The organism is Acinetobacter gerneri DSM 14967 = CIP 107464 = MTCC 9824 (genome assembly GCF_000368565.1).
In the GTDB taxonomy this organism is placed as follows: domain Bacteria; phylum Pseudomonadota; class Gammaproteobacteria; order Pseudomonadales; family Moraxellaceae; genus Acinetobacter; species Acinetobacter gerneri.
In genome coordinates this window covers 552,226-566,202 of the sequence record NZ_KB849544.1, presented here as the reverse complement: position 1 = coordinate 566,202, position 13,977 = coordinate 552,226, and the positions used below count along the sequence as shown (strand labels likewise).

Annotated in this window: 13 protein-coding genes, 1 tRNA gene and 1 CRISPR repeat array; of the genes, 1 reads left to right on the top strand and 13 read right to left on the bottom strand. The window is 36.8% G+C overall.

All coding sequences use genetic code 11. The annotated features are described in order from the left end of the window. Window positions 1-35 precede the first annotated feature (35 nt). Window positions 36-423: direct repeats of the CRISPR family, unit length 28 nt; unit sequence GTTTGACATCGTGTAGATGGTTTAGAAG. Window positions 424-809: 386 nt separating this feature from the next. Further along, window positions 810-894 (top strand) — tRNA-Leu (locus F960_RS13925). 151 nt (window positions 895-1,045) lie between these two features. Here the strand turns inward: F960_RS13925 and F960_RS13920 are convergent. The 13 genes from F960_RS13920 to F960_RS13860 form a co-directional block, all read right to left on the bottom strand. Further along, window positions 1,046-1,249 (bottom strand): hypothetical protein, encoded by a 204-nt coding sequence (locus F960_RS13920; RefSeq protein ID WP_004866277.1) that lies wholly within the window; start codon window positions 1,247-1,249, stop codon window positions 1,046-1,048. A gap of 352 nt (window positions 1,250-1,601) precedes the next feature. Then, entirely contained in the window at window positions 1,602-2,339 is a 738-nt protein-coding gene (locus tag F960_RS13915) for an alpha/beta hydrolase (RefSeq protein WP_004866275.1), read from the bottom strand. A 53-nt stretch (window positions 2,340-2,392) separates the two neighbouring features. Then, window positions 2,393-3,130 carry a hydroxyacylglutathione hydrolase gene (gloB, locus tag F960_RS13910; protein WP_004866272.1) on the bottom strand — a complete coding sequence of 246 codons (738 nt, stop codon included), beginning with the start codon at window positions 3,128-3,130 and terminating at the stop codon, window positions 2,393-2,395. 266 nt (window positions 3,131-3,396) lie between these two features. Then, window positions 3,397-4,092 carry a methionine ABC transporter permease gene (locus tag F960_RS13905; protein WP_004866270.1) on the bottom strand — a complete coding sequence of 232 codons (696 nt, stop codon included), beginning with the start codon at window positions 4,090-4,092 and terminating at the stop codon, window positions 3,397-3,399. Beyond that, window positions 4,089-5,114, bottom strand: a complete 1,026-nt coding sequence (locus F960_RS13900; protein WP_004866266.1) for a methionine ABC transporter ATP-binding protein — start codon at window positions 5,112-5,114, stop codon at window positions 4,089-4,091. Before F960_RS13900 ends, F960_RS13905 begins: the two co-directional genes overlap by 4 nt. A gap of 77 nt (window positions 5,115-5,191) precedes the next feature. Then, window positions 5,192-6,061, bottom strand: a complete 870-nt coding sequence (locus F960_RS13895; RefSeq protein ID WP_004866263.1) for a MetQ/NlpA family ABC transporter substrate-binding protein — start codon at window positions 6,059-6,061, stop codon at window positions 5,192-5,194. A gap of 495 nt (window positions 6,062-6,556) precedes the next feature. Then, window positions 6,557-7,432, bottom strand: coding sequence for a MetQ/NlpA family ABC transporter substrate-binding protein (locus F960_RS13890; RefSeq protein WP_004866260.1), 876 nt, complete (start codon window positions 7,430-7,432; stop codon window positions 6,557-6,559). Window positions 7,433-7,714: 282 nt separating this feature from the next. Then, window positions 7,715-8,998: a phosphoribosylamine--glycine ligase gene (purD, locus tag F960_RS13885; protein WP_004866256.1), complete on the bottom strand. Its 1,284-nt coding sequence runs from the start codon at window positions 8,996-8,998 to the stop codon at window positions 7,715-7,717. 139 nt (window positions 8,999-9,137) lie between these two features. Continuing rightward, a complete protein-coding gene (purH, locus tag F960_RS13880; protein WP_004866253.1) occupies window positions 9,138-10,712 on the bottom strand; it encodes a bifunctional phosphoribosylaminoimidazolecarboxamide formyltransferase/IMP cyclohydrolase in 1,575 nt (524 codons plus the stop codon). 81 nt (window positions 10,713-10,793) lie between these two features. Then, window positions 10,794-11,063 carry a DNA-binding transcriptional regulator Fis gene (gene fis / locus F960_RS13875; RefSeq protein WP_001086304.1) on the bottom strand — a complete coding sequence of 90 codons (270 nt, stop codon included), beginning with the start codon at window positions 11,061-11,063 and terminating at the stop codon, window positions 10,794-10,796. A 372-nt stretch (window positions 11,064-11,435) separates the two neighbouring features. Next, window positions 11,436-12,311 carry a DUF3426 domain-containing protein gene (locus tag F960_RS13870; protein ID WP_004866251.1) on the bottom strand — a complete coding sequence of 292 codons (876 nt, stop codon included), beginning with the start codon at window positions 12,309-12,311 and terminating at the stop codon, window positions 11,436-11,438. Between the two features lie 84 nt (window positions 12,312-12,395). Further along, window positions 12,396-13,301, bottom strand: coding sequence for a 50S ribosomal protein L11 methyltransferase (gene prmA, locus F960_RS13865; protein ID WP_004866248.1), 906 nt, complete (start codon window positions 13,299-13,301; stop codon window positions 12,396-12,398). Window positions 13,302-13,517: 216 nt separating this feature from the next. After that, window positions 13,518-13,925 carry a hypothetical protein gene (locus F960_RS13860; protein ID WP_004866244.1) on the bottom strand — a complete coding sequence of 136 codons (408 nt, stop codon included), beginning with the start codon at window positions 13,923-13,925 and terminating at the stop codon, window positions 13,518-13,520. Window positions 13,926-13,977 lie beyond the last annotated feature (52 nt).

Below are 13,977 nucleotides of genomic sequence, written 5' to 3'. Positions count from 1 at the left end.
AAGTTATAGTCATCATGTTCGTGATAATATTGTTGGTTTGACATCGTGTAGATGGTTTAGAAGACAAACATTGATTGCTGGCAACACGCTTGCTTGTTTGACATCGTGTAGATGGTTTAGAAGCATTATCATAGGTGGTCTAGTACATGCCTTAAGTTTGACATCGTGTAGATGGTTTAGAAGTTTTGATCAAATGCTTAATTTCATCAAGCCTTGTTTGACATCGTGTAGATAGTTTAGAAGGTGTAGTGTTGTTCCTAAATTTACTGAAACATGTTTGACATCGTGTAGATGGTTTAGAAGACATGTTTCCCTCAGAGGTTCATGTGGTTTTTGTTTGACATCGTGTAGATGGTTTAGAAGTCCTAAACGCAGGCATGCTCCTTGCCCTGCATGTTTGACATCGTGTAGATGGTTTAGAAAAGCAGATGAAAAAATTCATCAACATATAGCCAACTCATCAAATCCAGATAAATGAACTAAATAATTCTATATAGTGGGTGTGGGCACTTTAAAATCGAGCTATTGATACACCTAGAACTTTATATTGACCAAACCAAAGCATTCGACAGCCTTGTTTTATACCTAAGTTTTCTAATTTTTTAGTGTATTTGATTGTTTTTAAAACGCTTGTTATGTTTTTTTCTTTTTTGGCTTAAAATCTAAACAAATGCAATCGAAGGGGGATTGCATAAGATATGGTTTGCGACTAGAATTCCTCTCGTACCATTGATAGAGAATATTTAAATAGGTTAAAGCCTTAAATACTCTGCCAAAAATATAAAATATCACGAAAGTGGTTTTTTATCGGGGGCGTGGCGAAATTGGTAGACGCACTGGATTTAGGTTCCAGCGCCGCAAGGTGTAAGAGTTCGAGTCTCTTCGCCCCCACCATATTTTAAAAGCAAGGTTTGAAGCCTTGCTTTTTTATTGCCTAAATTTTTTGTTCTCATTGTAAAAAGTTAGGCAATAAAAAAGGTATCGCATAGATACCTTTTATAGAACTTCAGTGAAACTTATATTTTAAACATCCTTATTTAAAATATTATGCCTTTAAATGATCTTCAAACTCTTCACCTAACTGCATCGCCAAAGTATTACCTGATAAATCACAAGTAACTAATCCATATTCTTTTTTAAAACTAAATGTAAAACCACGATTATCTGCCAAAGTTTTAACTGAATAGCCCAATTTTTCTAACCAAATACGAAACGCGATTAAATTCTTTGCTTTTACAACCTTTTTCACAGAAGATCTCCTTTATCTTGCCTATTAAAATTTAATAGGGATGAGCTCAAATTTTTAAAGGGGGATCGAGCTCAATTTATTTTTTTATATCAATAAATGATCAACTGTTAAAATTATATATTTGTATATAGATGATGATTATTTAAAATTTTGAATTATTACCTTAGTCGCAATTTTTATAAAAACATTATAAAACATGTGGTTGTAATGATATTTTTTGGATATTTCCCTTTTGGTTGAAATCTTTTGAAGCAATTTAATATTTAAAACTCATTTTTTTGAAATATTTTGTTTAATTTGAAAATGAACCGCTAATTGTAAAAAATATTTACAAGGCAGGATGAATGGGAAATTAAGTTAAATTTTCATCTAAAAAATTCAAGATATCTTGATGCAGTTGTTGTTTATCTGCACCTAAAGTCATGAGATGCCCAGTGTTCGGGTATTCTTTGATTAGTTTTGCTTGGGGAAGTTGTTGATAGAGATGTTCGGCACTTTGTTGATAGATGGGGGCATCGAGTTTTCCATATAAAAGTGCGATAGGTGCTTTGATTTTTTGAACCTGATCCATTGTTTGATAGATAAAGTTAGAAAAGTTTTCAGTTAAATGTGCACTTTTTTGTTTTAGGCATTCTAAGCCCTCAAGAGTTTCTAAATGGTTTTCTCCAGCAAGGTGTTCCATATATTTTGCATAAGGTACGATACGATTGAAAATAGCATCTACAGGACGTTCGCTGGCGACTGACATGGTGATACAGGCACTTATTTCACATTGCTCAGCGATACGTAATGAAAGGATGCCACCAAGTGAAACACCTAATACTGCAATGTGTTGACAGCCTTGTTGCTGCAAATAGCGATAACCACTTAAGGCATCATTAAACCAATCGTCCACATCATATTTTAAAAATTCATCAATAGCTAAACCATGTCCCTGATAAGCAGGCGCATAGCAAGTGTAGTTGTGCTGGTTGAGGAATTCAGCTAAGGCTTTTACATCTCGAACCGTGCTGGTAAAAGAGTGTAGTAGTAATACGCCTTTATTTGAGCCATTGAGATAGACAGGTTTTGGAGCGACGATTTTTATCATGAAAATTCCACTTTATTTTTGAAATTTATCTTTTGAAATAACATGAAACATATTTAAAAATTGTCCTTCATTGCTCGGATTTTAGCAAACTCTTCTGGGCTCTCGACTCTGAGAAATGGATTGGTTTCGAGTTCTATTTCAATAGTTGAGGGTAGAGTGATTTCTCCGCGTTCTCGCTGTTGTCGTACATATTCAGCACGATCTTTAAGGGCGATGTTGTCTGGTTCGACGTGCAAGGCAAAGGCTGCATTGGAAAGCGTATATTCGTGTGTGCAATAAACTTTGGTTTGTGGTGGGAGTGCTGCTAAACGATTCAGAGAATGGTAAAACTGCTCTGGTGTCCCTTCAAACATACGTCCACAGCCCATAGCAAAAAGTGTATCACCAGAAAAAACCACATCGAGCTCATCTATAAAATAAACAATATGCCCTAAGGTATGACCAGGCACAGCAATAATCTCTACTTTTAGATCGTGATATTGAAAATGATCATCATGTTGCAATGGGGAGGAGATAAATGGAATTTTACTGAGTTCTTCACGTGGACCATAGACTTTAATTTTTCGTTCAGCAATCAGGTCGGGTGTTCCGCCGATATGATCTTTATGCCAATGTGTTAACCAAATTTGATCGAGTTCTAAACGGTGCTTTTCACAGAATTGTTCAACTAAATTTGCTTCAGTCGGATCGATTGCAATCGCAGTATGTTTTTCAGTATCGATTAACATCCAGATGTAATTTTGCAATGGATTGTTGACAGTGATTGCTTCAATTTTAAATTTTGAACTCATTTTCTCATCCCTTTTCTCCTACTGTTTTATTTAAACATAGCCAATTTTAAAAAGCCAAACATGATTTGGTTGAGGGTGGGGCTTAAGGTGGAACTATTTCAAGAATTCTGATTTTGGCTTTGTATCTAATCAATATTATGTCCAAAAATATCGTGGGTCATTGCCTTCTTTCTTAGTCAAATGATTTAGAAGCTATGATGTATTCGGACAATAAAAAACCCTCTAAAGAGGGTTAAATATTTTACATATCAAGTTTTAGTAAACAATTAACGTAATTTTGCGAGCCATTCACCCAAGCTTTGTACGATTTGTACCAATAATAATAAGATGATGACTGTAAGAATAATCACACTATTATCAAAGCGTTGGTAGCCATAGGAAACTGCGAGGTCACCAATACCACCTGCGCCAACAGCACCTGCCATCGCAGTTGCACCAATCAAACTGATGGTTGCTGTGGTCATATTTAAAATCAAAGAGCTACGCGCTTCAGGGAGAATAAATTTGAAAATGATTTGTAAAGGTGTTGCACCCATCGCTTGTGCTGACTCGATAATCCCGCTATTTACCTCTAAAAGCGAAGTTTCGATCAAGCGTCCCATATAAGGGCCGATATAGATGGTGAGGGGTACAATTGCCGCCCAAACACCGATTTGCGTACCGGTAAGCCATTTGGTAAGGGGTAAAACTGCAACCAAAAGAATGATAAATGGCAATGATCTAAGCGCATTAACAATCGGATTTAATACGTGATAAATCGCACGATTTGGTAAGATTCCTTCAGGGCGTGTAACCAGTAACACAATCCCTTGGATCAATCCCCAAATACTACCAAAAATCAAGGACACCACCACCATATACATGGTTTCTTGTAGTGCTGTGACAAATTGATCGATAGAAAGTGCGCTATGCCAAAAAGGGGCTGTGATATCAGTGAGCCATTGAACAATCATATCTCTCATGCTTGTACTCCAGTTTGACTGACGCGTACGCCATTGGATTTTAGAAAGCTGATGGCTTCATTGATTGTTGAAGATTCACCTAATAATTGCACAAACATTTGTCCAATGACTGTGCCATTTATTTCAGTCATATTGGCAAATAAGATATTCAGACTAATATCATATTGTTTGATCAATTGTTGGATAATTGGTTCTTGTGCCGACGATCCTAAAAATTGCAGACGATAGATACTATGCTCATGTTGGACTTCAAGCTTTTCCAAAATGTTTTTAGGTAATTGTTGTTGTAAAACAGTTTGGATAAAATTTTGTGTCGTTGGGTGTTGTGGCTTGCTAAATAAATCCACAGTTGCACCCGTTTCAATGACTTTACCTGCTTCCATCACTGCAACATGATCACAGACTGTTTCGATCACATCCATTTCATGAGTGACCATCACAATCGTAATATTTTGTTCAGTATTGATTTTTTTGAGCAAATCTAAAACAGACTTTGTAGTTTGTGGGTCGAGTGCGGAGGTTGCTTCATCGCAAAGTAAAATTTTCGGATGATTTGCAAGCGCACGTGCAATCCCAACACGTTGTTTTTGCCCACCTGAAAGCTCATCTGGATATGCATTGTGTTTATGTGCCAAATCAATAAATTTGAGCAGTTCATCTACACGTGCTTTACGTTTGCTTTTATCAATCCCTAATAAACGCAAAGGCATTTCAATATTTTCAGCAACGGTCTTACTTTCAAGCAAGTTAAAATGCTGGAAAATCATGCCAATATTACTACGACGTTTACGCAGTTCATTTGCTGAAAGTGCTGTAAAATCCACATCGTGAATAATGACTTGCCCTTGAGTCGGACGCTCAAGCAAGTTAATTAGACGAATCAGGGTACTTTTACCCGCACCACTATAACCAATAATGCCAAAGATACTGCCGTCAGGAATATCAAGATTGATATCGTCGATCGCCTTTACGGTTTGACCTTTGATTTGGAAGTGTTTTGAAATATTTTTAAATTGAATCATGTGATCAATAACTGAGTTGAAAATAAAAAACAGGCAAAGGGTTTTGCCTGTTTCATTAAGCTGTCTATATTATAAGACTATTTAGTATCGGTTAGATAGCTAACAGGCTTATTCACGTCAACTTTTGTACCTTCGAAGTGATCTTGGATATATTTCTTCACAGCTTCAGTGTGATATAACTCACCCAATTTCTTCAAAGTAGGATCTTCTTTGCGAGAATCAGCAACAGCAATGATATTAACATTCATGCGAGTAGATTGATCGATTGGCTCATGATAGATCGAGTCTTTCAATACATTTAGACCGCCTTCCATTGCCAATACATTACCCAAAACGATTGCATCAACATCATTTTTTACACGTACAGCTGTCGCCATTTGAATCGGTTTGATCACCAATTTTTTGCTATTTACTTCGATGTCAGCAGGTGTACCTTTTACATCATCAAAGTTAGCTTTCAATTTAACTAAGCCAGCAGATTGTAATAATAACAATGCACGTGATTCATTTGCGCCGTCATTCGGAATCGCAACGGTTGCGCCTTGAGGGAATTCTTCAACGCGTTTGTATTTTGTTGCATAGATACCCATAGGCTCAAGATAAGTTGTTGCGATTGGCGCAACTTTATCTTTATTGTTGGCATTATAAGCCACCATATAGGCATAAGATTGGAATGCATTTGCATCAATATCTTTGTTTGCAACCGCATTGTTCATCGCAACATAATCAGTAAAGTTTTGTACTTTAAGATCGATACCCGCTTTTTTAGTTTCAGGCAATTTTGCAATAAAGTTCCAGATATCAGTATCAGAACCACTTGATGCAAGTGTTACTTTAGTTAATCCGTTAGCATCAACTTTAGATTTTTCTTGTGTTGCATCTTGTTTGCCACAAGCAGAAAGAGTAAGCACGGATGCGCTAAGTAAAACGCCAAACAGCTTTTTCATGGATAATTCCTAACTAGGAAATGCAGCAGAATCTTATTCTTTGCATTCTCGATGGTTTAGATCGATTTTTTAACAGCTTTGAACATCTAATATGTGGATAAAGTATTTATCATTCAACACACTTGATGTTCAATACATTTGGAGTTTAGTAGCCTGTTTCAAATAATTTTTAGTTTTTAAAACATACCCTAAAGATTTGTTTATGATACCAATAAATTTATCTTATACAAAGCACCACTTTTTCATAACAAAATGATGAACTTTAATTTATTAAATCTAAAATTTATGAATTTGATAAAGAAAACAAAAGCTTTTATTAAATGCATTTGTTTTTGCTTAGGTTTTTTTCTTATTCCTTATTTATAAGTTTTTTGAAATTATTTATCTTTATTATGTATATTGAATAGTAAATTTGAGTGTAAAACGTCAAATGATGTACTAAAGCAAAGCCAATACATTAAAAAATATTTTGGCTTTGCCTTTAAATGAAGCGAATTAATGTAAATTGTTAAATTCACTGACGGGTTGGTTGACTTCAACTTTAGTTCCAGCAAATTTTTCACTAATAAATTTTTGTACCTTTGGTAGGTGATAAAGTTCTCCTAATTTTGTATAAATTGGATCAGTTTTGTGTGCTTCAGCAACACCTAACAAATTGACATAAATTTTGGTAGATTGGTCAACAGGTTCATGAAAAACTGAATCTTTAAGTACATTTAATCCGCCTTCCAAAGCTAAAGTATTGCCTAGAACAATAGCATCAACATCTTTTTTAACACGTATTGCGGTCGTCATTTGTATCGGACGAAGTTTTATTTTTTTAGGATTATCAATGATATCGTTGACTGTTCCTTTGCCTAGATCGAAATCGGATTTAAGTTTGATTAGACCTGCTGATTGCAATAATGATAAAGCGCGTGCTTCGTTGGCAGTATCATTTGGAATTGCAATGGTTGCACCTTGGGGGAACTGTTCTACTTTTTTTACTGTATTGGCGTAAATGCCCATTGGTTCAAAATAGGTCGTTGCGACTGCTGCGACTTTTTCTTTATTTGCGCCGTTATATGCCGCTAAATAGTTGAATGATTGGAATGCATTTACATCTTGTTCACCGCTCGCGACTGAAGTATTGAGCACTACATAATCTGTGATATTGGTCACATTAAGCTTAATGCCTGCTTGTGCAGTTTCAGGCAATTGAGCGATATATTGCCAAATATCTGTATCTGAACCTGTGGAGGCCAATTTTATGATTCTCAGCTCTTGCTTAGTCGTTTCTTTGTTTTCATTTTTATTTTGATCGGGTTGTTTACTACATGCACTCAATAAAATGACAAATAAAGTTAAACTGAGTTGAAACAGTTTTTTCATAGACGTTCCTGTATTGAAAATAAATAAAATAGAGTGTTAATCACATATTTTTGCGTGCAGAATCAGGAAATTAAAAAAATTAATTTTAGAAATGTCGTTATCTCTTAAATTTCCATTGCTGTTGTGATTAAGATAAATACAGAATAGCAATCAATTGTACTGATTAAAAAAAATATTTTTTGATAAGCTAAGGTGAAAATTTGTTTTGCAATATTTGGAAGTTTTAAAAAAGTAAAACCCGCAGTTAGCGGGTTTTATAGACTTTATGATCAAATAGCTGAATTATGCATTTTCACGAGCAATGGCACGGTAACCAATATCTTTACGATATTGAACGCCATCAAACGTTACTTTTTCAGCCAATTCTAATGCTTTAGCTTGTGCTTCACCGATGGTGTTGCCTAATGCTGTTACGCAAAGAACACGACCACCACTGGTCACAATTTCACCTTGAGCATTTTTAGCAGTACCCGCATGGAATACTTTGCTATCAGCGATTTGCGTATCTAGACCAGAAATCACATCGCCTTTTTTCGCTGTCTCAGGATAACCCGCTGAAGCAAGGACGATACCTACAGTTTTACGCTCGTCCCAGTTTGCTTCGCTTGGCAATTTACCTTCAATACCAGCTTCAACCAAGTCAACTAAAGACGATTGTAAACGCATCATGATCGGTTGAGTTTCTGGATCACCGAAACGACAGTTAAATTCGATAACACGTGGTTGACCTTCAGCATCAATCATCAAGCCAGCATATAAGAAGCCTGTATAAACATGACCATCTTTAGCCATGCCTTCGACAGTCGGACGCATGACTTCATTCATAACACGTTCAAAAACATCATTGGTCACAACAGGAGCAGGGGAATATGCACCCATACCGCCAGTATTTGGACCTTGATCTGCTTCAAAAATGCGTTTGTGATCTTGAGATGTTGCCATTGGTAAAATGTTTTCACCATCGATCATACAAATAAATGATGCTTCTTCACCATCAAGGAATTGTTCGATCACGACACGTGAACCTGCATCACCAAATTTGTTGCCTGCAAGCATGTCATCAATGGCATCAAATGCTTCTTGATTGGTCATGGCTACGATTACGCCTTTACCAGCCGCCAAGCCATCCGCTTTGATTACAATCGGTGCGCCATTTTTTTCGATGTACGCTTTAGCAGCATCAACTTCTGTAAATACATCATAAAAAGCTGTTGGAATGTTGTGACGTTTTAAGAAATGTTTTGCAAATGCTTTAGAGCCTTCAAGCTGTGCAGCATATTGAGTTGGTCCCCAAATTTTTACACCAGCAGCACGCGCGGCATCAACTACACCATTTACAAGCGGTGCTTCTGGACCAACGATCACTAAATCAACATTATTTTCTTTTGCAAACGCGATAATTGCGGCATTGTCTAAAATATCTAATGCAACGTTTTCACATTTATTTTCTGTTTCTGTACCAGCATTGCCTGGCGCTACAAAAACTTTTTGTACTTTTGCATCTTGAGCGATTTTCCATGCAAGTGCATGTTCACGACCGCCACTACCTAAAACTAAAATATTCATTCTCAAAATCCTTCAAAAATAGAATCCCCCTCAATCCCCCTTGTAAAGTGGGACTCCCTTCGTTCCATATAATATCGAAAAATCATATAGAAAACCCCCCTTGTTTAAAGGAGGGCTAGGGAGGATTTATTAAAATTAATTAGTGACGGAAATGACGCATACCCGTAAATACCATCGCGATGCCATGTTCATCAGCAGCTGCAATTGTTTCTTCGTCACGCATTGAACCACCTGGTTGGATGATACATTTGATACCAGCTGCAGCAGCATTGTCGATACCATCACGGAATGGGAAGAATGCATCAGACGCCATTACAGCACCTTCAACCACTAGACCAGCATGTTCCGCTTTGATTGCAGCAATACGAGCTGAGTTTACGCGGCTCATTTGACCTGCACCCACACCGATTGTTTGACGATCTTTTGCATAAACAATCGCGTTAGATTTCACGTATTTTGCAACTTTCCAAGCAAAGATGAGATCATCAATTTCTTGTTCAGTTGGAGCACGTTTAGTCACAACTTTTAAGTCGTCTTTAGTGATCATACCCAAGTCTTGATCTTGAACAAGTAGGCCACCATGAACACGTTTGTAATCGTATTGAGTTTCGCGAGCATCAATTGCAGGAAGTTCGCCACAAACAAGTACACGAACATTTTTCTTCGCGCCTGTTACTTCAAGTACGCCATCAGCAATACTTGGAGCAATGATAACTTCAACAAATTGACGATCAACAATCGCTTGAGCTGTAGCAACATCTAACTCGCGGTTAAATGCAATGATGCCACCGAAAGCTGATTCTGGATCAGTTGCATAAGCAAGATCATAAGCAGCTTTAATACCATCTAAAGATACAGCTACACCACATGGGTTTGCATGTTTAACGATTACACAAGCAGGTTTTGCAAATGATTTAACACATTCAAGTGCTGCATCAGTATCTGCAATATTGTTATAAGAAAGTTCTTTACCTTGAAGCTGTTTTGCTGTTGAAACAGAAGCTTCTTGAGCATTTGCTTCTACATAGAATGCAGCTGATTGGTGAGGGTTTTCACCATAACGTAAGTCTTGAACTTTGTTGAGTTGAGTATTAAAAGTACGTGGGAATTTATCCGCTTGACCTTCTTCTTTACCAACACGAGCACCAAGATATGAAGCAATCATGCCGTCATATTGTGCTGTATGTTCAAATGCTTTTACTGCAAGATCGAAACGAGTTGCATAAGACAATGAACCATTTTCTTTAAGTTCATTGATCACCACAGCATAGTCAGAAGCATTCACGACAATGCCTACAGAAGCGTGGTTTTTAGCAGCAGCACGAACCATTGTTGGACCACCGATGTCGATATTTTCAATCGCATCAGCAAGTGAACAGTTTGGTTTCGCTACAGTTGCTGCAAATGGATAAAGGTTTACCACAACAAGATCAATAGCATCAATATTGTGTTCTTGCATTACAGCTTCGTCGAGACCGCGACGAGCTAAAATGCCACCATGAATTTTCGGATGTAGTGTTTTTACACGGCCGTCCATCATTTCTGGAAAGCCTGTATGCTCAGAAACTTCAACAACTGCGATGTTGTTGTCCTTAAGCAATTTATATGTTCCGCCAGTAGATAAAATTTCTACCCCTAAATTTGCAAGATTTTGAGCAAATTCGACAATTCCTGTTTTATCGGAAACAGAGATCAAAGCACGTTTAATAGTCATGATGTTGTCAACAGTTCAAGTTTACAGATTAAAAAAACAGATAGGCATAAAAAATGCCCACAAGCGTGAGCATTTTAACATTTATTCACTCATTAAACCGTGAGCTTTCAACTTTTTACGCAAAGTTCCACGGTTAAGTCCCAGAATCTCAGCAGCGCGAGTTTGATTACCGCGTGTGTACTCTAAAACTACAGATAAAAGAGGTTTCTCCATTTCTGCTAGCACCATGTCGTACACTTGAGATGGCTGCTCGCCTTGTAACTGTGCAAAGTAATGGCGAACTGCGCGATCTACGTGAATACGAAGAGCAACATCAGATTGTGCAGTAAAAATAGGAGATTTGCTATTCATGCGAGTTAATCCGAAAATTTGATACCACCATATGGTGATATATTTATGTGGTCTAAAAAAACATAAGCTCCGTTTTAGATTCCTAAAAACGGTAGCCTTACAACAAGAACAATTAGCTTGCCACAGCTCTGACAATTGATCAGAAAATAAGCGTAACAATATTTAAATATATGTTACCACGTTATTATCGAACAAAAAACGATCTAGGTGCGCGATATTAAAAATAAAGCACATATCCAGACTGTATTTGTTGTGAGAAATTGCGAGGAGTTTGCAGCACAAAGCTTTCGTGGCGCGTATGATAGCATCTCTCTACGGAAAATGAGCAAGAAAACTACATTTTTTTTTAATTTTTTTAATTTTTTTTTGAAATTAAGGCTCAATTGCGGCTATTTGGTAATTGTCAAATTGTTTTTTTGGTTTTATAACCGTAAATTGGAAATAAAATGGGCTATCGCTCGGGATTCTTTCAATTCCTTGTAAGCTAGTGATCAGGTATTGTGATGGCGGAATGATCGCTGTGCTTATTATTTCTCCATCAGATAGTAGATTTAATTGCAACAAAGGCATTTTTAAACTTTTATCATAACTATTATTGAGTACGCCTGAAAACTCAACCATAGCGTCATTTGGGTAATCCACGATGATTTGAGATGCACTTATTTGTTGGTAGCGCTGTTCTAAAGTTTCAATACCTAAACTGCTGTTGAGTCTATTGAAGCTATTATTCAGAAAAGGGTGCTCTTTTAATAAGTAAGGATTATGCCAAATATATTGAAACAAGAAGACTAAGCATAAAATAAAATTAATTCCACCCCAGAAGAGATAGTATTTAAAAGTGGGTCTGTATCGATCTTTGTTGAGCTGATGAGCATTACTATAGAGGTTGAGGCTTGGATTGGCATTGATTGGTTCGTGACTAAAATAATTTAAGTTATTTAAATAAGTTAATAAATCAATATTTGAATTTTCGACTTTATGATTAAAAATCTCCAAAACTTTAAATATATCTTGAGTCGATTGATGTGCTTCAGAAGAGGGTTCAACAAAAAAATGGTTTGAAACCTTTTTTACTGGCTCATCAAGAACCATAAGATCCGGATTCTGAATTTTGACTATATTAGACAGCGCATTAAAGGTGAAATCGCATTTTGCACAACAAACCATGCCTTGTGCGACGGTTAACTGGGGAACAGAAACCTTATAGATCGTTTGGCAGTTTGGACATCTGGTTTGTTTATTTGGCATGGCAAACTTTATAGTTGTTTATGTTGTACTGTATAAAGATATTTTAGGAGAGTTCTAAATGTTTATTAAAACTCTCCTGATATTTTAAGCGAATTTTTTACGTTTACCAGAGATACGACACCAATGTTCTTCACGTTCTTCAACATTTAATACATCAAAGAACTCAGAATAAACTTCGGATACTTCTGAGACTTGTTCTTTGATAACACCAGCAAGAGCAAAGTCAGCTTCAGATTTTACCAATGTTGAAAATTCAGCAGCCAAAGACATCAATGGACCAGCCAAAATATTTGCGACAAAGGCATCAGCTTTTTGATCTTTAAATGTTGCATTAAATTCTTCTGGTAAGCCCACATAAAGATTCTCGAGCACACCATTCAATTCGGCATTTTGCTTGGTCGCAAGTACCGCTTGAGGGTCAATATCTGTAGCATAGACTTTTTTAGCGCCAAGTAATAATGCTGCAACACCCAAGATCCCTGAACCACAACCATAGTCGATTACGATTTTATCTTTTAGATCGACAGTGCCTAACCATTGAAGACATAAGAATGTGCTGGCATGGTTACCCGTACCAAAAGCAAGACCCGGATCAAGCTTGATATTGACTGCATCTTTTTCAGGTGGTTCTAACCATTCTGGAACGATCCAGTATTTTTCACCAATTTGAATCGGCTCATAATAGTCCATCCATGAACGTTCCCAAACTTGGTCTTCTAAAAATTCACTACGCATTTCAACGTCAGGCATTTGAGTGCGAATAAATGTTTCAAGTGCTTGAACATCAATTTCTTGATTGTCTTCTTGAGCATAAATCCCAGTAACGATAACTTTATTCCAAAGTGGAGTTTCACCCGGAAGTGGTTCAAGTAAATCTTGATTTTCTGCATCATCTAAAGTGACGCTGACTGCACCTAAAGAACTGAGTAAGGTTTCAGTAAAATCAACTTGAGCTTGATCAACAGTAATATGTATTTGTAACCACTTCACAGAAATAACCTAGTTTATTTTCTTAAAAAGCTATTGTAGCTGAATATCACTTGTTTGGAGTAAGAAATATCTAGGGAATAGAAAAAGACATCAATTTTTATATAAAGATAGAAAGTACGGAAGTTTTGAAAAAATTGAAATATTCTAGGAAGGGGGGCGAGGGTTTTAACCATAAAAAAATGGCTATATCCATAGCCATTTTTTTAGTTTTTAAAATTAACTTGCAGGTGTTGCGCTATCGTCAGCTGGTGCAGCATTGCTTTCATCCGCAGGAGCAGCACTTTCTACTGCTGCTGGAGCTGCGCTATCTGCAGCAGGGGCCGCACTTTCAGCTGCTGCTGTACTACCGCCAGCAGGTGTTGGTGATTTAAATTGCAACTTGCCATTTTCATTTTGTTCACAAGTACCGTTGAACGTTACCCCTTGGTAGCTGTACTTGGTCCATTCACCTTGCTGTTTTTTATTACAAGCATTGATTTGTAGACGGGTTTCATTGCTTACTTTTTCAGTTTTGGTCGCTTTAGTTGCCTTTGCTTTTTGATGCTGAGGTGCTGCATTTGCAACCCCAATACTCATAAGACAAATTAACGAAGCCGATAAAGATTTGATAACAATATTTTTCATTGGACTATCCCTTTATTAAAGTTGATTGTAAGGCATGAAAATATGGAACGGT